The sequence below is a fragment of the Clostridium saccharobutylicum DSM 13864 genome (assembly GCF_000473995.1).
GTDB lineage: Bacteria > Bacillota > Clostridia > Clostridiales > Clostridiaceae > Clostridium > Clostridium saccharobutylicum.
On record NC_022571.1, the window covers coordinates 1,692,039 to 1,712,900 of the forward strand.

A 20,862-nucleotide genomic window follows, 5' to 3' on the forward strand; every position below is an offset into this window, starting at 1 on the left:
TCCTCCAGTCATAAATCTTGTTTTTTGGCTTATAAGGCTTAAATTTTCTAAAGTTTAACATTTATTAGTTGGCATAATTAAATTGATAACTCTAAAATTAGATTAAATCAAGAGTTATCATCGTCTGTTTTAATTATTGGATTAATAGTATATTATTTCCATCAAGTATTATTGCAATAATACCATATTTAGTATATTATTACAATAATACATTGAAAAAGATATTTTTTTTCATTTTACGACAGAGAATTTTTGAATTTGTCAATTATGAATTCCTTGACAAAGGTAAGCTACTGTACTAAACTTATACTAATTTAATATATTTCGCATAATGAAGATTTATAATTTATTAAACTTTAATATTTAAAAGATATTATTATTAGAATAATTTATTATATTTTGGAGTATGAGATTTTCAATAAAGGCAATGAAAAGAATAAGTAAAAATTAGATGAGCTAAACAGAAAGTTACCGGATGATGAGAGGTGCATAGAAACTAATTTTGAATACATCTTAGAGCTTCAAGCTGAAAGGAAGACAATTCCAAGTAGGTGATGACGGATCCCTGCACCCGTTATAGTGCTAAAGTATAACCAAATTTTTATAGTTAATTACAAATTAATAGATTAGGCTATAATTTTATGACGTACTTGAAGAGGTTAATTGTGTGAGCAGTTAATAAAATTAAGGTGGTAACACGGGAGATATACTCTCGTCCTTTACAATGTTGTGAAGGACGAGAGTTTTTTTGTATATTAAAACTAACATCAGCTTTTTATTGCAAATTGAGTCTTATAGAACTTGCTTATATTAGAAAAAATTAGATGTAAGGAGTTATAAAAAATGAAAAGAACAATTGATGAACAAATTAAAATTATAGGAAAAGGAGCAGCTGAGATTATTAGTCTTAGTGAGTTAAAAGAAAAATTAATTAAATGTCAAGAACAGAATAAGTCATTAATAATTAAATTAGGACTAGATCCAAGTGCACCAGATATTCATTTAGGGCACGCAGTGGTTTTAAGAAAAATTAAACAAATGCAAGATTTAGGACATCAGGCTGTGATAGTAATAGGAGATTTTACAGGAAAAATTGGTGATCCCACAGGAAAATCTAAAACTAGAAAACCACTAAGTAAAGAACAGGTTTTAGAAAATGCAATAACGTATAAGAAACAAATTTTAAAGATATTGGATAAGGAAAAAACTGAAATTAGATTTAATAGTGAATGGTTGTCAAAACTTAATTTTGAAGAAGTATTAAAATTAGCGACTAATACCACAGTTGCTAGAATGTTAGAGAGGGAGGATTTTAAAAATCGTTACAATAACAATACTCCTATAGGAATTCATGAATTTTTCTACCCATTAATGCAAGGATACGATTCGGTTGCATTAAAATCTGATGTGGAATTAGGAGGGACAGATCAAACGTTTAATATTCTTATGGGGAGAACACTTCAAAAGCATATGGAAATGGAACAACAAATAGCAATACTAATGCCAATTCTAGAAGGATTAGATGGAGTAGAAAAGATGAGTAAAAGTCTTGGAAACTATATTGGAATAGATGAGGATGTAACGATAATGTTTAAAAAGGTGATGGAAATTCCAGATAATCTTATAATAAAATATTTTGAATTAGTGACAGATGAGCATCCAGATAAAATTGAAACAATAAAAAAGCAATTAGAAGAAGGTAAAAATCCAAGGGATATTAAATTGGAGCTTGCAAAGATTATCACAAGTTTATACCATACAGAGGAAGAAACTAAAATTGCTATTGACTACTTTGATGATGTGTTTAAAAAAGGAAAGTTACCAGAGATAGTGCCAGAACTGGCCATTCCAGTAGAATGCAATATGTTAAAAGAAATAATATCGTTACTTGTAAAGGATAATTATGTTAATTCTAATAAAGAATTTAGAAGACTTGTAGATCAAGGTGGAGTTCAAATAAATCAAAAAAGAATAGATGATTTGGATAATGCGTGTATTTTCAATGGTGATATTATTAAAATTGGAAAAAAGAAGTTTGTAAAAATAATGAAATAATGTAGTAATTATTAAAGTTACTTATTTTAGACATAAATTTAAGAGGTTTGACATACTAAAAATTATATGATATCATTTTCATATAGAAAAAAGGAATGTTACTGGTTATGCAGGCTTTACCGCGTTATAAATAATATCTTAAAATATTATTTGTGGTAAGGCCTTTTTTGTATTAATTTATATAGTTTAGGAGGAATGATTATGTCAATTAGATTTCCAGAAGGATTTTTATGGGGAGGAGCTACAGCTGCTAACCAATTTGAAGGTGCATATAATGAAGATGGTAAAGGATTATCAACTCAAGATATAGCTCCAAAAGGAGTTATGGGGCCTTTAACTGATGAGCCAACAGAAGATAATATGAAGCTTATAGGTATTGATTTTTATCATAGATATAAAGAAGATATTAAACTTTTTGCAGAAATGGGATTTAAAGTTTTTAGATTATCAATTGCTTGGTCAAGAATATTCCCAAATGGTGATGACAAAGAGCCAAATGAGAAGGGGTTACAATTTTATGATAATGTGTTTGATGAATTAGCTAAGTATGCAATAGAACCATTAGTTACAATTTCGCACTATGAAACTCCACTTGCGCTAGCTAAGAATTATGATGGATGGGTTAATAGAAAGGTTATAGGATTTTTTGAAAACTATGTAAGAACAATATTTACTAGATATAAAGATAAAGTAAAATATTGGTTAACTTTTAATGAAATAAACTCAGCAACTCATTTTCCTTATATGAGTGCAGGTATATGGACTCCAAAGGAAAAATTAAGTAAGCAGGATTTATATCAAGCTATGCATCATGAATTAGTTGCAAGTGCATTAGCTGTAAAAATTGGTCATGAGATAAATCCAAAATTTAAAATTGGATGTATGATTCTTGGAGTGCCAAACTATCCTTTAACACCAAAACCAAGCGATGTACTTAAAGCTATGGAATCAGACAGACAAAATCTTTTCTTTGGTGATGTTCACGCAAGAGGAGAATATCCAAGATATATGAATAGATTCTTTAAGGAAAATAATATAGAAATAAAAATGGAGCCTGATGATAAAGAAATATTAAAAAATACAGTAGATTTTGTGTCATTTAGCTATTATATGAGTTCATGTGCAACTGCAGATCCAGAAAAAGATTTAAAGGGAAAAGGAAATCTTATTGGTGGAGTTGCAAATCCATATTTAAAAGCTTCAGACTGGGGATGGCAAATAGATCCGGAAGGTCTAAGATATATATTAAATCAATTCTATGATAGATATCAAAAACCATTATTTATTGTTGAAAATGGTTTAGGAGCTGTTGATGAATTAATAACTGATGAACATGGGAATAAAACTGTAAATGATGATTATAGAATTAACTATTTAAATGATCATTTAGTTCAAGTAGCAGAAGCTATAGAAGATGGCGTTGAACTTATGGGATATACTACATGGGGATGCATAGACTTAGTTAGTGCATCAACTGCTGAACTTAAAAAGAGATATGGTTTTATATATGTAGATAGACATGATGATGGAAGTGGAACTTTAGAAAGATATAAGAAAAAGAGTTTTAATTGGTACAAAGAAGTTATTGCTACAAATGGAGCAAGCTTAAAAAAATAAGTAGAATATAATATTAACATTGATTTAAAATATAAATAGTAGATTTATATAAAAACAAAAGACCATGCATAAATAGGAATTTAAATCCTTTTATATGTATGGTCTTGATTTTTGAAAGTTTTAAAAATATTTCTTTGCAAGAGTTATTTTTAAATTTATTATTTTGGTTGATTTTGCTTTTTTATGTAACCATCATACCAATCATTAAATATAACTCTAACTGAAGCGGTAATTGGAACTGCTAAAAGCATTCCAAGTAATCCACCAACACTACCTCCGATTAAGATTGCCATCATTGTAAATACAGCATGAAGACCTACGCTATCTCCAACAATCTTAGGAGCTAAAATATGGTTGTCTATTTGTTGTACAACTAACATAGCAATAATTGCATAAAGAATATTTAGAGGATTACCACTAAGCAATCCCATTATAGCAGCTAATATGGTACCAACAATTGGTCCAACATAAGGAATCATATTACATATTCCTGATATAATACCAATAACAAAGGAATATTTTATACCAACAATTTCAAGAGAAATAGCTGACAATACTCCAACAAAAAATGCTTCTAATAATTGTCCACGAAGATATCTGCCAAAGACTTCATGAATAATTGCAAAGGTATAGGTGATTTTTTCTCCAAGGACACTTTTTTTAAAAACTATGAAATAAAGTTTTTTCCATAGATTTATAAAATATTCTGAATCTTTTAGAAGATATATACTAATTACAATTGCAATAAAGAAAGATGCTATGCTACTTCCAATTGACATAATATAAGAAGTTAAATTTCCAAGGTTACTTTCAAGATAATTTTGAATTGAAGTAACTGTATTAATTATATGTGGTTGTATACTATTCATAAAAGGCAAATTTGTATTTTCAAGAGTTTCTTTTATGGATGCTGTTGTAAGGGAATTATTTCTTAAGTAAACTGAAATATAATCAAATATATTTATTATTGTAGTATTATTTGATAATTGTCCACCAATCATATAATAAATTCCACCAATTAATCCTATAAGTAGCATAACTACTGCTAAATAGGATAAGAAAATAGCTAAAACACGTCTGTTTGAAGCTTTCTTAATCTTATATATTCTATTTGTTTCAAAGAATCTTTCAATAAGTTTAGTAACTGGATGCAATAAATAAGCAATTACAATGCCTATTAATAATGGGTTAATTAAACTGATTAAGTTACCTATAATAGAAATAATTGAACCAAACAGAGTACCGATATTTACAATGATTAAAAATGCAATATATATTATAATAGCTGTAATACTAATATATATTGCATATTTAATTAGTTTTTTATCAAATTCAATTTTCATTTGTTAATCACCTTTCGATATATGTACTTTTTGAGTATGCGGTAGGTACGTGAAAGAAAATAATAAGTCTAAGATGTGATATATATTTTGCATCAGACAAGGAGGTATGTTTGCCTCGTAGCTCGATATTAGTAAACATACTAGCTTTTTATTTTTTGAACGTGCCTTATATTATAAGTAAAATATAGTATAAGTATAAAGTCAATAGTTAGTAAGCAATATTAATGAAAGTTTAATATGATATAACCAAGAATATAAATTAAGATACTTTTATTTGAAAATTAACATATTAAACTTGCAGATGGTAGAATTTAATAATAATATAGATTGTGAAGAAAAATTATTACAAATTAATATTGACTCCACCCTAAGGGGAGAGAGTAAAATATAATCAAGGTCAAGGAAAATAATATAAGTATTTTACATTAAAGCACATTTTATTGTTATTTTCTTTCATGTGCTTAATCTCTTAATTAAGAAAGGAATAGATAATATGACTAATATGAAAAAAATACCATTTTCACCACCAGATATAAGTGAAGAGGAAATACAAGCAGTATGTGAAGTTTTAAGATCAGGATGGATTACATCAGGTCCTAAGCTTACTGAATTTGAAGAAGGAATACAAAATTATTGTAAGGTTAATAAGGCATTAGCATTAAATAGTGCAACTGCAGCTGAAGAATTAGTACTTAAAGTATTTGATTTAAAAGAAGGAGATGAAGTTATAACTACTCCTTATACTTATACTGCAACTTCAAGTGCAGCTATACATAGAGGAGCTAAACCTGTATATGTAGATGTTAAGAAAGATACATTTATGATGGACATAGATAAAGTAGCTGAAAAAGTTACAGACAAAACAAAGGTTATAATCCCAGTAGATATTGCTGGTGTACCATTTGATTATGATGCATTAAAAAAAGTATTAAAAGATATAAATAGAGAAGACATAATGATAGTTTGTGATTCAGCTCATTCTTTTGGTGCTAAATATAAAGGAAATCCAGTTGGTTCACAATGTGATTTTCATTCATTCTCATTTCATGCAGTTAAGAATTTAACTACAGGAGAAGGTGGAGCTGTCACTTTTAATGATAACAATTTTAGAGGACATGAAGACTTACTTAAATATATGAGATTTACAGCTATGCATGGACAATCAAAAGATGCTTTAAGTAAACTTAAGGCTGGTGCATGGGAATATGATATTATAAATGATGGAATGAAGTGCAACTTAACAGATATAGCAGCTGCAATAGGAGTAGTTCAACTTAAGAGATATGATGATATGTTAGAAAAGAGAAGACAAATTTTTAAGACATATACTGATATATTATCAAAGGAAGATTTCTCAATAATTCCATTCACTAAAGATGATAATGGAACAGAAACATCATACCATTTATACCTTTATAGAATAAAAGGATTTAATGAAGAAAAGAGAAATAAAGCAATTCAAATGTTAGCTGAAAAAGGAATAGCAACTAATGTTCATTATAAGCCACTTCCAATGCTAACACTTTATAAGAACTTAGGATATGATATTAAAGATTATCCTAATACTTATGCACAATACGAAAATGAGATTACACTTCCAGTGTATACTAAATTATCGCTTGAAGATGCTGCATATATAGCAGAAGAAACTGTAAAAGTAATTAAAGAATTACTATAATTATAGATAAACAACTTATAACTTAGATTTATATGGTAATTCGCCGAGAGAAATGGTGATCTGTTGTTTCGGTTACTAGAGAAAAGGAATGTGAATTTTTACCAACAGAAATTGCGCTTATTCCCGCATATTCCTTAAGCAAGTTAAGGATATGTAAGAATGGAACAACTTCTGTTGAAGAAAGTCTACATTCCTTTTCTCAATGTAACACTTTACAAAAGAGCACCATTTCTTTCTAATTTAGAATATATTTCAAAGTATAAGTCTAGTTAGTATAAATATATTATAGGTAAAAGTACTAAATGGATAGTTATATTTTTTACATACGCTTTTATTTTAATGTAGTGCCGTAACTAAACTTCAATAAATGGATATGTTCTCAAATAGTATTGAAATATAATTGGAAATGATTTATTGCCGCTATACAATTTAAGAATATTTAGAACTCTATATCACTAAATTTATTCTCATTATCTGTAGAAAACCATATATCGTAAAACTGTTTTCAATTTGGATTCTTCAGTTTTTCTTGCATCTGAAAGATAAATTTCCCTATGTTTTAGAGTTGTTCTTTTAAGATTATTTTCTTCTATAAATTTTTTCATTTGTTCAAAACTTTGTGGTTCATCATCATATGAGCCAATATGCATCATTTGAACAGATAAACCCTCTTCCATAGTTTCAAAATTTACATAATCTAATAAAGGATGGTTCTTTTTCTTCCTAACATTTTCAAACGCGTTATTAACTACTTCTTGCGTCACAAAATCAGGTTGTCTAATCATTATGGTATATAGTAATTCTTCTTTATTTAATGTATTAGATTGTTTACCTTCTTCTGTTAAATTCCATATACCCTCAAGTGGATAAACAGTATATTCAAAATAACCATCTGGTGTGTATCCTTGTTTTGGCATCATTCTAACAGCATAGGCTAAAGAATATAATATGCCTATTTTTTCTGAGAATTCTTCATCGTTTGGATTTCCTTTTCCACTTATCATAAAAAAATTTTGTTGTGGTACTGTTATCAAATTTGGTTTCTCTTTTGGTAAGTATAAATTTTTTTCTTGCTTTTTCCATTCGAATTTCAAATTATATCTATTCCTTTCTTTAGGGATAAAATGTGATGAAAGTCTTTCTTTCAACTAGCATAAAGAATAGGTAATTTTCCACTTGCGATATCTTTCCAAATGTGATTAATACTTTTAATTCCTTTTTTGTAATTATTCGTTCTTATTTTTATTCGGTTTAATTTATACGACATAATATTACTCACTACATCATTTAAATACTGCATAATTGCTCTACTGTTGATACAAACCTAACTTGTTAAATTTATACCATTCATTAATTTTTTCTACAGGCTTAACATTCAAATACAGCATAATTTCCTTAGCGAATTCCAATGAAGCCGTACCATTTGCAGTTATAATACCTGAACATTCCACCGCTTGTTTTTCAATGAAATTGCTATTACCCTTGTAGTGAGGGGCTTGTGATTCCATATAATCCAATGTGTTGCCTGAATGCTCGATATTATCTAAATATCCGTTTTCCGCCATAAAATTAGAAGCATTGCAGATTGCTGCTACTGGAATATGATGCTTAACTGCATACTCTACCACAGGTTGAATATCATTGTTTTTCTGTTCCATCCATGCATAGCCGCCAATTAGTAACAACATAGCAAAATCATTTGGGTAATCACTTACAGAATAATCAGGCATGATTCGAAAACCTCCCATAGAAATTTTAGGTTCTTTGTCCAGACTTAAAGTTTTTACAATATAATCCGTTTCTGCACCATTGAGTTCTGAACAAATATAAGCACTTTCCCAATCTGCATATCCATCAAAAATAAACACAAGTATTTCTTTTTTCATTGTAACACTTCCTTCCTTAAGTATTGTACAACGAAAAAGATGACACCTATATGTCATCTTTATAAAGTTCATTTATTTTTTTTATTCTGGTTTTTATTGCTTCTTTTAATTCAATAGGTGCTATAACTTTAACTTTATCTTGTAGGTTGAAAACTAAATTGGCAGCCCACTGTAAGTTAGAAACAGGAAATATAATCTGCCCCTTTTCTTCTGCACTGCTAATCCTATGAAAAAATTTAGCATCTATCGTATCTGTTAAGAAGAATTCATTAGTAACATCATATTCTAGTATAACTTCAAACAATGATGATTTGTCTTGTGAATAAAATAAATCAGTACTAAAGTTTTTTCTAAAATCTATTTTTTCAATCGACTTACAATTGAAACTTACATCCGTAACTTTAATATCAACAATTCGATTGATTTTAAACAAACGGAACTCCCGCTTGTTCTCACAAAAAGCATATAAATACCAGTATGATTGTTTAAAAACAAGTTTATGGGGGTGAATGATTCTTGATGAATGTGAACTTTGGGAGATATATTCTAGATAAATGCAATTTCTATTTTTAATCGCCTCATGTAAAATTGATACCTTTTCTTGTGTAATACTGTCTTGAAACCATGATGATAAATCAATTACATAATCGCTTTCTGAAAATACCATACTTATTTCTTCAGGAATTAATTTCGCTATTAGATTTGTTAAATCACTGCTTTCATCAATACTCATGAGGCCATTAAGAGCAGTAAAAATATTTTTTTTATCTTTCTTAGAAAGAATATTATTTTTTATTTTATATCCCTCAATAATTGATACTCCGCCACCAATGCCTGAATATGTAACAATAGGAACTCCAGACTCGTTTAGAGTCTCCAAATCTCGAAAAATTGTACGTTTAGAAACTTCAAATCTTTCTGCTAATTCTTGTATTGTAATTCTATCTACATTTGCAAGGACATTTAAAATTCCTAGTAATCTATCAATTTTCATTATAACATTCTTTCTCCATTTCTAAGTAACAATATAGCGTAGTTATTTCCTCATCATAATTAACCATTATCAATTAAATTATATTTTAAATTATACTTATTTTGTAGCATAATTTACAAATAAATCATGTGCGATATATTATATCAAAATATATTCTACAGTAGGAATAAGTAGCACTTTTTTGAGAAGTATTTTACTTAGTAAATTATAGCATAAGTCTAATATATTATATATTGACTCTACCCTTAGGTAAGGTAGTAAAATATACATAATAGGGGAGTGAAGATATTGAAAATTGGTGAATTTGCTAAAAGATCAGGAGTAACTGTTAAAGCATTGCTTCATTATGATAAAATAGGCCTACTTAAGCCAAGTGAGAAAACTGATTGTGGGTACAGAATTTATTGTGAAGAAGATTTTTTAAAGCTTCAACAAATTACAACTTTAAAATTTATAGGATTATCCCTTAGTGAAATAAGTCATATTCTTGATGAAAGTGGAGAAAATTTAGAGAATATGATTAGTATTCAAAAGAAAGCTCTAGAAGAAAAGAAGAAACATATTGAATCGGTAATAAGTGTTTTTAATAAAGCTGAGAGTAAAGCTAAGGAAAATGGATTTTTAGATGCAAAAAATTTGATTAATATAATAAAGATGACCAATATGGAGAGAAGTGTAAAAGAACAATATAAAAGTGATAGAAATCTTAATCTAAGAAGTAATTTACATAGCTATAATACTAATAAGGTAGATTGGGATATATGGTGTTTTAATCAAATTAAGTTCCCTAAAAATGCAAAAGTATTAGAACTTGGATGTGGTCCGGGAAAGCTTTGGCGTAAGAACAAAGATAATATAGATAAAAATTTAAATATAATATTATCAGATTTTTCTAGAAACATGTTAAAAATTGCAAAAGAAAAATTAAAGAATGTTAATCACAAATTTGAATATAAAGAGATAAATGCTGAAGAGATTCCTTATGAAGATGAAAGTTTTGATGTTGTAATAGCACAACACATGATTTATTTTGTTCCTAATATAGAAAAAGCATTAAGTGAAGTAAATCGAGTATTAAAACCAGGTGGAATGTTTTATGTAACAGCTAATTCTTGTGAGTCTATGGCTGAATTAAATGAGTTATCAGAAGCTTTTGAACCTAATGCTGGATTAAGTAACAATGGTTTTTCAGCTAGATTTGATTTGGAGAAAGGAAAACCAATGTTAGAAAAGTATTTTGATAATGTAAGTGTTGAAATTTTAAATGGAAAAATAATAGTCGATAATCCAAAACCAGTGGTTTCTTATAAGGCTTCTACGATTCAAGGAAGTTTAATACTGGATGAAGAAAAGAAAGAGAAGTTTACTAAGTATTTAGAGGATTATATTAATAAAAATGGTAACATTTCAATTACTACAAAAACATGTATGTTTAAGGCTCATTCAAAAAAATAACTATTGACTCTGTCCTAAGGGCAGGGAATACAATAAATGTGCTCAAGAAATTATATAAAACAATAATTTTATTAGATTAGTAATTTTTTGATTGTATCTTATTTAATTGTAATTTTGAATAAAAAATAAGTGTAGTTTAGTAAGTTATGCTACATTATATATTTAAAGGAGAGTAAAAAAATGAATATTTCATTGGTTGATTTAAAAACTCAATATAAATCTATTGAGAAAGAAGCAGAAAGAAAAGTTAATGATGTACTTTCATCTGCGAGTTATATTATGGGAAAAGACGTAACTGAATTTGAAAAGGAATTTGCAGAATATATAGGTGTTAAACATGCTATTTCAGTAGGAAATGGAACAGATGCTTTAGTTGTTGCACTTATGGCTTGTGGAATAGGAAAAGGAGATGAAGTTATAACTACACCTTTTACTTTCTTTTCTACAGCAGAAAGTATTTCAGCTGTTGGAGCTACCCCTGTTTTTGTAGATGTTGAAGTGGACACATACAATATAGATGTGACAAAGATAGAAGAGAAAATCACTAAAGAAACAAAGGCAATTATGCCAGTTCATATATTTGGGCAGCCTGCTAAAATGGATGAAATAAATAAAATAGCTAAGAAGTATAATTTAAAGGTTATAGAAGATGTGGCACAAGCTGTTGGCTCAGAATATAAAGATAAAAAATGTGGCGCAATAGGAGACGTAGGATGCTTTTCATTCTTCCCAACTAAAAATCTTGGATGTGCTGGTGATGGTGGGATGATAACTACATCTAATGATGATATAGCAACTATTGTTAGAGCACTAAGAACTCATGGAAGTGGAGAAAATGGTCAAAGGGCATATAATTTATTAAATAATATAAGTGAAGATGTAAAAACTTCAGAGGATCATGATGATACAGTATATAATCCACTTAAATACTATAATTATTTGATTGGATTTAACACAAGATTAGATACAGTACAAGCTGCATTATTAAGAGTTAAATTGCCTTATATAGATGAATGGAATGAAAAGAGAAGAGTTAACGCCAAAATGTATAATGAAAAATTAAAAAGCTCATCTTTAACATTACCTGTAGTAATAGGTGAAGTTAAATCAGTATACAATATGTATGTGGTACAATCTGAAAATAGAGAAGAAGTAGTAAATCAACTTAAAGAAAGAGGAATTAGTACAGGAATTTATTATCCAGTTCCAATGCATCTTCAAAAAGTTTATAAAGACCTCGGTTATAAAGAAGGAGATTTGCCAGTATCTGAATACTTATCTCATAGAACTTTTGCAATACCAATATATCCAGAGTTAACACAAGAACAAAAGGATTATATAGTTAATAACATAGTTAGTATTTGTAGATAAACCGAAATTAGAAATATTTTTATTCCGAAAGACTATGAAAATGTCGCTGAAGGTTCTAAGCTGCAGGCTGTACCCAATTCAGCATGTTACCACTAAAAGTAGTGACAAGCTAAATTGGACACCCTACAATTAAGAACCTTTAACAGCTTGTTTTCAAATGCTTTCTATATAAAAATATTTCTAATTTCTGGTATAATCACTATCCTAAAGTTTAGTAAGTGTGTAATATATATTATTCAAACATGATATATATTAATAAATAACTTACGAACTAATGTTATACTTTGAAATGTATTCTAAACTAGAAAGAAATGGTGCTCTTTTGTGGAGTGTTGCATTTAAAAAAGGATTGTAGGATTTCTTCAACAGAAATTGCTCCATTCTTGCATGTCATTAACTTGCTTAAGGAGCATGCTGGAATGATTACAACTTCTGTTGTTAGAAATCCACAATCCTTTTTTCTAGTAACCAGAACAAAAAGAGCACCATTTCTTTCGGTTGGCCCCACCACATAAATTTAGAATACATGATTATTTATCTATAGTAAGTATTTTGTTTATACAGTCGTTAATCCAATCTATATATGATTTTTCTCTTATAATAGCACCATTTAATACTATATAATCTCCAAATCCAGGTGAATTAACTTTTGAAATCTCTTTGTTTTTCAAAAGTTCTTCCATAGATTTTTCTAAGCTTGATAATTTTTCTTTATGTTTTTCTAATTGACTTTCAAATTGTTTTAATAATGTAGAGGCATCTATTTCATCACAAAAATATGCTTTAAGCCTAAAAATATCCTTAGGGGTTGGCTCTAATGGCTGATCTTTGGTAAGCCATTTTTGTAAACAGGACTTACCTTGTTCCGTTATACTATATAACTTTTTTTCTAACTTTTCGCCTTGAATTATTGTTTTATAAGTTATAAGTCCTTCATCTGTTAATTTTTTCAATTCAGGGTAAATTTGGCTATGTTTTGCGTACCAAAAATTAACTAATCCTTCATTAAATTGTTTTGTTATATCATAACCTGTTAAAGGTTCTCTATTAATCAATCCTAAGATTGCATATTTTAAAGTTCTCATTTTTAACACCTCATTCTATTGAATTTTATTTTAACATTATTTTATAAAAAGTAAAAACAAATTATTACATATAAACATGTCAATATTGACATGTTTGGAATTTGAGAATATAATAAACGTGAAAATATTAACAAAATTGTGCATAGGAGGAATATTAATGAACAAATATAAAAAGTTATTTGAACCGATTAAAATAGGAAATTGTGAAATAAAAAATCGTTTTGCTTTAGCACCAATGGGACCATTAGGTCTTGCAGATAGTGAAGGTGGATTTAATCAAAGGGGAATCGATTATTATACTGAAAGAGCTAAAGGGGGTACAGGCTTAATTATTACAGGAGTTACTTTTGTTGATAATGAAGTAGAAGAACATGGAATGCCAAATTGTCCATGCCCTACACATAACCCTGTTCAATTTGTTAGAACAGGTAGAGAAATGACTGAAAGAATTCATGCCTATAATTCAAAAGTATTCTTACAAATGTCAGGTGGATTTGGTAGAGTTACTATTCCAACTAATCTTGGTGAATTCCCACCAGTTGCACCATCACCTATTCAACATAGATGGCTTGATAAAACTTGTCGTGAACTTACAGTAGAAGAAATTAAATCTATTGTTGAAAAATTCGGAGATGGAGCATTTAATGCAAAAAGAGCTGGATTTGATGGAGTTCAAATTCATGCAGTTCATGAAGGGTATCTAATAGATCAGTTTGCAATTAGTTTATTTAACCATAGAACTGATGAATATGGTGGATCTTTAGAAAATAGACTTCGTTTTGCACGTGAAATAGTTGAAGAAATAAAGAAAAGATGTGGACAAGATTTCCCTGTTACTTTAAGATATTCGCCTAAGAGTTTTATTAAAGATTTAAGAGATGGAGCTCTACCAGGTGAAGAATTCGTTGAAAAAGGTAGAGATTTAGATGAAGGGGTTAAAGCAGCTAAGCTATTAGTAGAATATGGATATGATGCTTTAGATACAGACGTTGGATCATATGATTCATGGTGGTGGAGTCATCCTCCAATGTATCAAGAAAAAGGACTATACAGACCTTACGCTAAATTAATGAAAGAAACTGTAGATGTGCCTGTTATTTGTGCAGGAAGAATGGATGATCCAGATATGGCTCTTGAAGCAGTTGAAAATGGAACATGCGATATGATAAGTCTTGGAAGACCATTACTTGCTGAACCGGATTATGTAAACAAATTAAGAAGTAACAATTGTAAGTCAATTAGACCTTGTATATCATGTCAAGAAGGATGTATGGGTAGAGTTCAACATTATTCAATGTTAAACTGTGCAGTAAATCCACAAGCATGTAGAGAAAAAGATAACGCACTTACTCCTATAATAAAAAAGAAAAAAGTTTTAATAGTTGGTGGCGGAGTTGCTGGATGTGAAGCAGCAAGAGTTTTAGCTTTAAGAGGACATGAAGCAGTTTTATATGAAAAAAGTGACAGACTTGGAGGAAATCTTATTCCAGGTGGAGCACCAGACTTTAAGGAAGATGATATTGCCTTAGCTGACTGGTATGCAAATACATTAAAAGACTTAAATGTAGAAGTAAAATTAAATAGTATAGTTACAAAAGATTTAATTTTAAGTAGTAAAGCAGATACAGTAATAATTGCAACAGGATCTACACCAAAAGTATTCTCTCTTGGAGATGATGAAAAAGTATATACAGCTGCTGATGTTTTAACACAAAAGAAAGATTGTGGAGATGAAACAGTTGTTATAGGTGGAGGATTAGTAGGATGTGAGACTGCTCTTGATCTTGCTAAAAAAGGAAAGAAAGTAACTATAGTGGAAGCATTAGATAAGTTACTTGCCTTAAATGGACCATTATGTTCTGCAAATAGTGAAATGCTTCAAAAGTTAATTCCATTTAACAACATAGATGTAAAGACAAATTCAAAGGTTAAGAAATTCAGTGATGGAATCCTTGAAATGGAAACTAATAATGGAATAGAAAAAATTAAATGTGACTCAGTAATTCTTGCTGTAGGGTATAAAGAAGAAAATTCTTTATACAAAGAATTAGAATTTGAAATTCCTGAAATATATATATTAGGTGATGCACGTAAAGTTTTTAATATAATGTATGGTATATGGGATGCTTATGAAGTGGCAAATCATATATAGATAATTAGATTTTTAGATTTAGGCACATGAAAAGAAATAATAGACCAAATATGCTACGTATATTTTAATCAAACAAGAAAGTTAGTTATGCTTATAGCAAGCTTATTACGATAACTTGATGATTTAAAATAGGCGAGTATATTGGTCTATTATTTTTTGATTAAACTTAACTATATGGTTAAAATATAATTAATAATATTAGTACATAGTATTAATTATAGCTAAAAGGGGAGAAGTATAAATGAGAATAATGACATTTAATTTAAGGTGTGATTTTCCTTTGGATTTTGGTAACAGGTGGAATTCTAGAAAAGAAATGATTTATAATATAATGAAAAATTATAATTGTGATATTATTGGAATTCAAGAATGTACAAATAAGATGTTTAAGGATATACAAGATAATATTGATAATTATAATATTGTTGGTAGCCCTAGAAGCAAAAGATTCTTTGTAGAGAAAAATGATATTTTAGTTCTAAAAAAACATTTTATAAAGGAGAATAGAACTTTTTGGTTGTCAGATAATCCTGATAAAATTGGGACTATGAAATGGTATTCACTTTTTCCACGAATTTGTACAACTGCAATTGTGAAACTTGAAAATAACCAGACAATTAGAGTATTTAATTCTCATTTAGATTGTCTTTTACCTCAGGCACGAGAATATGGATTAAGGAAGATAATGCAAACTATAACTGAAGATGAAAAAAAGGAACAACTTCCTATAATATTAATGGGAGATTTTAATGCTACTCCAAATAGTAAATTGATAAAAGATTTTTCACAAGGTAAATTTTCAAATAAAAGATTAGTTGCAGTTCAAGATATTAATAAAGAACTATATAATCACGGAACAATGGGGAATTTCAAAGGAAAAGAAAATGGAGTTCATATTGATTATATATTTGTATCAGAAGAAATAGAGATAATAAATGCAGAAATAGTAAAATATAATGTTGATGGAAAATATCCTTCAGATCATTACCCTTTGATAGCAGATGTTAAAATAAAATCCTTTTAAAGGATTAAATTATGTAATATAATAAAAAATAATGTCATATTTCCATATTATATCATGATTAGTGAATTTTTTATATTGAGATAAATCGAAAAGAAATTGAAGGGAATGATTTATTGTCGAGACTGGAGAAATATGTATGTGCATTGTACATATGTATAGCAATTGTATTGGGGGGATTTGCAGCTTACTTTAAAGTTACATGGATTGATGTTAATTCCAATACTTTAATGGCTGGTAAGCAAGAGGGTAGTTCTTCTAGCAATTATTATAAAAAACATGGACAAGTAATTAATACTAGTACTAATTTGTGCATTAGACAAGAACCAAATTCAGAAAGCAATATAGGTGATTATTTATATAATGGAATGATTTTCGATATTTTAGATAAAAGCGATAATTGGTATAAAATAAAATATGAAAATGTTACTGGATACGTGAATTCAGAATATGTAGAGGAATATGATCAAGAGCCTCCACATCCAATATATAGTGATATACAGGATAATCCAATATTCAAAAATACTTTGAAAGTTCCAAAACCAATTAAGGTAGAATTAACAGCTTACTGCAATTGTAGTATATGTTCAGAGGCATGGGGAGCGGAAACTGCAATGCAAACACATACTAGAGTTGGAGTTATCGCAGCACCTAAAGAAATACCATTAAAAAGTAAAATATATATTCCTGAGTTAAAAGATTATAAAGATGATTGTATTTTTGATGTAGAAGATAGAGGCGGAGCTGTAGTTTTAAAAGATGATGGAACTTATATAATAGATGTTTGGTTACCGTCTCATGATCAGGTTATTGCTTTTGGAAGAAAAAAAGCAACTGTTTATTTAATACAATAATTGAAGTATAAATATTTTAGTTTAATGTAAATGAAAGAAAATAATTTTGACATATGGACTTGTTATTTTTTTGATTGCACCTAGTCACTGAATTAAGATTTTTTCAAGTATTTTTTTCTGTTAATTTATTCCCTGGCCGGGAAAAGTATGTTAAGAAATTCATATATAAAATCATAAAAATTATCCATAATTTAAATTTTATACATAAGTAGAAAAGAATGACTTTGAAATAAAATAATTAATACTCTATAATTGGTTTTACCCCATAGGAAATTAAGGTGACTTTAAATATACATCATATATTAAAGTTACTGAAAAAGAACTAGGAGTGATTTTTATGATGAGAGTAAAGAAAAATATGTTTAAGGTATGTGCTATTTTAGGCATATTTTTAGCATTAATTAAAGTACAAAATTTCAAGGTTGAATCTAACGATATTCAAAACCAAGAGTTATTATTAGGAAATTTAAAAAAGAATTCAGAGGATCAAGATAGTCTGGAGACTGCGGATAAAGAAAATCTTGAAAGTATAGATACATCTACTGAAAAGGAGATTTCTAAAAATATAGCTACATCTATTAAAAGTGAAGGTAGTGTTTCAGATAATAATAATTCACGCAAATCAATTAAAGTAGAATTGACTGCTTATTCAAATGATAAGAGATGTTCAGATAATTGGAATTCACAAACTGCTATGGGAACAGAAACTAGAGTAGGAGTTGTGGCAGCACCTAAGAATATTCCGCTTGGGAGTAAGTTATATATTCCAGAACTTAAAAATTATAAAGAAGATGGTATATTTGATGTTGAAGATAGAGGTGGAGCTATCAAGATGAAGAAAGATGGAACATATATAATAGATGTTTGGATGCCTACTTATGAAGAGGCAGTACAGTTTGGAAGAAAAACAACTACGGTATACATAGCTGCTTAATTTAGAATGTATATTATTTTTGTTCATATAATTAGAATAAAATCCTCAAGAACATGTATGTTCAGAGGATTTTTTGTTTTAATCACATGAAAATAAATAACAAGTTCAAAGTTGATAATAACACTATTTAATAACAAGTAAAAAATGCTAAAATAATAATGAGGTGATGAAATGATTAAAGAACTTATATTAAAAAATAGATCATATAGAAGATTTTATGAAGATAAAACTATTAAAATGGAGACTTTAAGGGAATTAGTTAATTTAGCGAGACTATCACCTTCGGGTCGTAATATACAAGGGTTAAGATATGTTTTATCAAATACTAAAGAACAAAATGATAAAATATTTGAAAATGTATTTTGGGCAGGATACTATAAAGATTGGGCAGGCCCAGAAGAAGGAGAAAAGCCAAGTGCTTATATAGTAATAGTAAAAGATATAACTCTTGGTGCAATAGCACAACAGGATGAAGGAATTTCAGCTCAAAGTATTTTGCTTGGAGCAGTTGAACAGGGGTTAGGAGGATGCATAATAGGAAATATAAATAGAAAAGATTTAACTAAATCACTTAATTTAGCACATAAATATGAAATTGCTATTGTATTAGCGTTAGGCTATCCTAAGGAAGAAGTTGTGATTGAAGATATGGATGATAATGGTGATTTTAAATATTGGAGAGATGAAAATAAAGTTCACCATGTACCAAAAAGAAGTTTAGATGATCTAATATTATAAATGGCAAAGCTTAAATGAGCTTATATACGTAATTATTAAATAAAAACATAGAGGAATAACAGTCTCTGTGTTTTTTTAAAATTATAAATAATAGGATAGATATAAGAAGAATCTTTTTCTTTGTGTGATAAAAAATAATCATGGAATTTTGGATTTGTTAATTTCTTTCAAGTGTGTAATTAAGATAATTTACTTTTAAATATTATTAATATATACTTTAGTTGTAAACAAAAACATTAATGTGTAAAAACATATTAAAATAATAAACAAATTTACATATATAAAGCTATGTATGTATTCAATATTAAATATTAAGGAGAATTTACATATGAATAAACCAGAATTATTGGCTCCAGCAGGGAACTTAGAAAAGCTTAAAACAGCTATAACTTTTGGAGCAGATGCGGTATACCTTGGAGGCGGTAAACTAAATTTGAGAGCATTTGCAGATAATTTCTCAACTGAAGAATTAAAAGAAGGGCTTGAGTTTGCACATGCTAGAGGAAGAAAAGTATATGTTACAGTAAATATAATTCCTCACGATAGTGATTTAGTTGGAATAGAAGATTATCTTAAGGAATTATATGAAATTGGAGTTGATGCAGTCCTTATAGCGGATCCAGGAGTTATGGCAATAGCAAAGGAAGTAGTACCAGGTCTTGAAATACATTTAAGTACTCAGGCTAATTGTTTAAATTATGAAGCAGCTAAATTTTGGCATAGTGTTGGTGTTAAGAGAGTTGTAACAGCTAGAGAAATGACTTTTGAAGAATTTAAGGAATTAAGAAGAGAACTTCCAGATACATGTGAGATAGAAGCCTTTGTTCATGGAGCAATGTGCATGGCTTTTTCAGGTAAATGTACATTATCAAATTATCTTATAGGAAGGGATTCTAACAGAGGTGCATGTGCCCAACCATGCAGATATAAATATCATTTAGTTGAACAAACTGAAGATGGAGAATACCATGAAGTTATAAAAAACTTTGATATTGGAGATTGTAATGAATCTTGTGGAACATCTAGTCATTATGGCAATAAAGTTTCGGGAAATATTAATATAGTAGATGAGAATATTGGTAGCGAGCAGGGAATTTATCTAATGAATTCAAAGGATTTATGTATGATAGAACATATTCCTGAACTTATGGAATGTGGAATTGATTCTTTTAAAATAGAAGGAAGAATGAAAAGTCTTTATTATGTAGCATCTGTTGTAAAAGCATATAGACAAGCAATTGATGAATACATGAAAGATCCACAAAATTATAAATTTAATCCAGAGTGGATTGATTATCTTGTGAAACCAAGTCATAGACCATTTACAACAGGCTTTTATTTTGGAGAAGAAGTTAAACAAACTTATGGAAGTGCCACATATATTAGAAGTTATGATATTGTGGGAGTTGTAAGAGATTATGATAAAGAAAGTAAGATAGCAACTATACAGCAAAAAAATAAGGTGTTAAATGGAGCTTATGTTGAGGTTTTAGAAGTAGAGGGAGATAATAAAGTAACAAAACTTGATGATATGAAAAAGAAAAATGGAGAAAGTATAGAAAGCGCAAATGTTCCGCAAATGATTTTTACTGCAAAATGTGATTATGAACTTAAAAAAGGTGACATACTTATTAAGAGTATAAAATAATGAAATAATAACTTAAGCTAATTATTTTTAT

At 28.7% G+C, this 20,862-nt stretch carries 16 protein-coding genes and 1 other annotated feature; of the genes, 11 read left to right on the forward strand and 5 right to left on the reverse strand.

Annotation, left to right across the window (positions count from 1 at the left end):
• Window positions 1–418 precede the first annotated feature (418 nt).
• Window positions 419–723 (forward strand) — a binding site (T-box leader).
• A 120-nt stretch (window positions 724–843) separates the two neighbouring features.
• Window positions 844–2,055 (forward strand): tyrosine--tRNA ligase, encoded by a 1,212-nt coding sequence (gene tyrS, locus CLSA_RS07350; protein WP_022744784.1) that lies wholly within the window; start codon window positions 844–846, stop codon window positions 2,053–2,055.
• A 201-nt stretch (window positions 2,056–2,256) separates the two neighbouring features.
• Window positions 2,257–3,672 (forward strand): glycoside hydrolase family 1 protein, encoded by a 1,416-nt coding sequence (locus CLSA_RS07355; protein WP_022744785.1) that lies wholly within the window; start codon window positions 2,257–2,259, stop codon window positions 3,670–3,672.
• A 158-nt stretch (window positions 3,673–3,830) separates the two neighbouring features.
• Here CLSA_RS07355 and CLSA_RS07360 read toward each other — a convergent pair whose 3' ends face one another.
• On the reverse strand, window positions 3,831–5,015 hold the full coding sequence (locus CLSA_RS07360; protein ID WP_022744786.1) for an AI-2E family transporter: 1,185 nt from the start codon (window positions 5,013–5,015) through the stop codon (window positions 3,831–3,833).
• Window positions 5,016–5,517: 502 nt separating this feature from the next.
• On the opposite strand from CLSA_RS07360, the gene CLSA_RS07365 reads away from it, so the two are divergent.
• Complete coding sequence (locus tag CLSA_RS07365; RefSeq protein WP_041716503.1) at window positions 5,518–6,693, forward strand: DegT/DnrJ/EryC1/StrS family aminotransferase; 1,176 nt, start codon at window positions 5,518–5,520, stop codon at window positions 6,691–6,693.
• 470 nt (window positions 6,694–7,163) lie between these two features.
• On the opposite strand, the gene CLSA_RS07370 is transcribed toward CLSA_RS07365, so the two are convergent.
• The 3 genes from CLSA_RS07370 to CLSA_RS07380 form a co-directional block, all read right to left on the reverse strand.
• Window positions 7,164–7,787 (reverse strand): GyrI-like domain-containing protein, encoded by a 624-nt coding sequence (locus CLSA_RS07370; protein WP_022744788.1) that lies wholly within the window; start codon window positions 7,785–7,787, stop codon window positions 7,164–7,166.
• A 213-nt stretch (window positions 7,788–8,000) separates the two neighbouring features.
• Window positions 8,001–8,651, reverse strand: coding sequence for a type 1 glutamine amidotransferase family protein (locus CLSA_RS07375; RefSeq protein ID WP_022744789.1), 651 nt, complete (start codon window positions 8,649–8,651; stop codon window positions 8,001–8,003).
• Window positions 8,626–9,573, reverse strand: coding sequence for a helix-turn-helix transcriptional regulator (locus CLSA_RS07380; protein WP_022744790.1), 948 nt, complete (start codon window positions 9,571–9,573; stop codon window positions 8,626–8,628). The genes CLSA_RS07375 and CLSA_RS07380 overlap by 26 nt, the downstream gene beginning before the upstream one ends.
• Before the next feature lie 288 nt (window positions 9,574–9,861).
• Here CLSA_RS07380 and CLSA_RS07385 point away from each other — a divergent pair, with 288 nt between their 5' ends.
• Both CLSA_RS07385 and CLSA_RS07390 read left to right on the forward strand, forming a co-directional pair.
• Window positions 9,862–11,028: a MerR family transcriptional regulator gene (locus CLSA_RS07385; RefSeq protein ID WP_022744791.1), complete on the forward strand. Its 1,167-nt coding sequence runs from the start codon at window positions 9,862–9,864 to the stop codon at window positions 11,026–11,028.
• A gap of 180 nt (window positions 11,029–11,208) precedes the next feature.
• Window positions 11,209–12,399: a DegT/DnrJ/EryC1/StrS family aminotransferase gene (locus tag CLSA_RS07390; RefSeq protein WP_022744792.1), complete on the forward strand. Its 1,191-nt coding sequence runs from the start codon at window positions 11,209–11,211 to the stop codon at window positions 12,397–12,399.
• 530 nt (window positions 12,400–12,929) lie between these two features.
• On the opposite strand, the gene CLSA_RS07395 is transcribed toward CLSA_RS07390, so the two are convergent.
• On the reverse strand, window positions 12,930–13,484 hold the full coding sequence (locus CLSA_RS07395) for a PadR family transcriptional regulator (protein WP_022744793.1): 555 nt from the start codon (window positions 13,482–13,484) through the stop codon (window positions 12,930–12,932).
• Between the two features lie 157 nt (window positions 13,485–13,641).
• Here CLSA_RS07395 and CLSA_RS07400 point away from each other — a divergent pair, with 157 nt between their 5' ends.
• The 6 genes from CLSA_RS07400 (at window position 13,642) to CLSA_RS07425 (ending at window position 20,831) form a co-directional block, all read left to right on the forward strand.
• Complete coding sequence (locus CLSA_RS07400; RefSeq protein WP_022744794.1) at window positions 13,642–15,636, forward strand: oxidoreductase; 1,995 nt, start codon at window positions 13,642–13,644, stop codon at window positions 15,634–15,636.
• A 241-nt stretch (window positions 15,637–15,877) separates the two neighbouring features.
• On the forward strand, window positions 15,878–16,660 hold the full coding sequence (locus CLSA_RS07405; protein WP_022744795.1) for an endonuclease/exonuclease/phosphatase family protein: 783 nt from the start codon (window positions 15,878–15,880) through the stop codon (window positions 16,658–16,660).
• A gap of 113 nt (window positions 16,661–16,773) precedes the next feature.
• A complete protein-coding gene (locus tag CLSA_RS07410) occupies window positions 16,774–17,511 on the forward strand; it encodes an SH3 domain-containing protein (protein WP_022744796.1) in 738 nt (245 codons plus the stop codon).
• A gap of 337 nt (window positions 17,512–17,848) precedes the next feature.
• On the forward strand, window positions 17,849–18,445 hold the full coding sequence (locus tag CLSA_RS07415) for a 3D domain-containing protein (RefSeq protein ID WP_022744798.1): 597 nt from the start codon (window positions 17,849–17,851) through the stop codon (window positions 18,443–18,445).
• A 171-nt stretch (window positions 18,446–18,616) separates the two neighbouring features.
• Entirely contained in the window at window positions 18,617–19,183 is a 567-nt protein-coding gene (locus CLSA_RS07420; protein WP_022744801.1) for a nitroreductase family protein, read from the forward strand.
• Between the two features lie 328 nt (window positions 19,184–19,511).
• On the forward strand, window positions 19,512–20,831 hold the full coding sequence (locus tag CLSA_RS07425) for a peptidase U32 family protein (RefSeq protein WP_022744804.1): 1,320 nt from the start codon (window positions 19,512–19,514) through the stop codon (window positions 20,829–20,831).
• Window positions 20,832–20,862 lie beyond the last annotated feature (31 nt).

Coding starts and splice junctions, on each gene's coding strand:
- CLSA_RS07405 (WP_022744795.1), top strand. CDS start 15,878: ATGAGAATAATGACATTTAATTTAAGGTGTGATTTTCCTTTGGATTTT.
- CLSA_RS07355 (WP_022744785.1), top strand. CDS start 2,257: ATGTCAATTAGATTTCCAGAAGGATTTTTATGGGGAGGAGCTACAGCT.
- CLSA_RS07375 (WP_022744789.1), bottom strand. CDS start 8,651: ATGAACTTTATAAAGATGACATATAGGTGTCATCTTTTTCGTTGTACA.
- CLSA_RS07365 (WP_041716503.1), top strand. CDS start 5,518: ATGAAAAAAATACCATTTTCACCACCAGATATAAGTGAAGAGGAAATA.
- CLSA_RS07415 (WP_022744798.1), top strand. CDS start 17,849: ATGATGAGAGTAAAGAAAAATATGTTTAAGGTATGTGCTATTTTAGGC.
- CLSA_RS07360 (WP_022744786.1), bottom strand. CDS start 5,015: ATGAAAATTGAATTTGATAAAAAACTAATTAAATATGCAATATATATT.
- CLSA_RS07400 (WP_022744794.1), top strand. CDS start 13,642: ATGAACAAATATAAAAAGTTATTTGAACCGATTAAAATAGGAAATTGT.
- CLSA_RS07395 (WP_022744793.1), bottom strand. CDS start 13,484: ATGAGAACTTTAAAATATGCAATCTTAGGATTGATTAATAGAGAACCT.
- CLSA_RS07420 (WP_022744801.1), top strand. CDS start 18,617: ATGATTAAAGAACTTATATTAAAAAATAGATCATATAGAAGATTTTAT.
- CLSA_RS07390 (WP_022744792.1), top strand. CDS start 11,209: ATGAATATTTCATTGGTTGATTTAAAAACTCAATATAAATCTATTGAG.
- tyrS (WP_022744784.1), top strand. CDS start 844: ATGAAAAGAACAATTGATGAACAAATTAAAATTATAGGAAAAGGAGCA.
- CLSA_RS07425 (WP_022744804.1), top strand. CDS start 19,512: ATGAATAAACCAGAATTATTGGCTCCAGCAGGGAACTTAGAAAAGCTT.
- CLSA_RS07380 (WP_022744790.1), bottom strand. CDS start 9,573: ATGAAAATTGATAGATTACTAGGAATTTTAAATGTCCTTGCAAATGTA.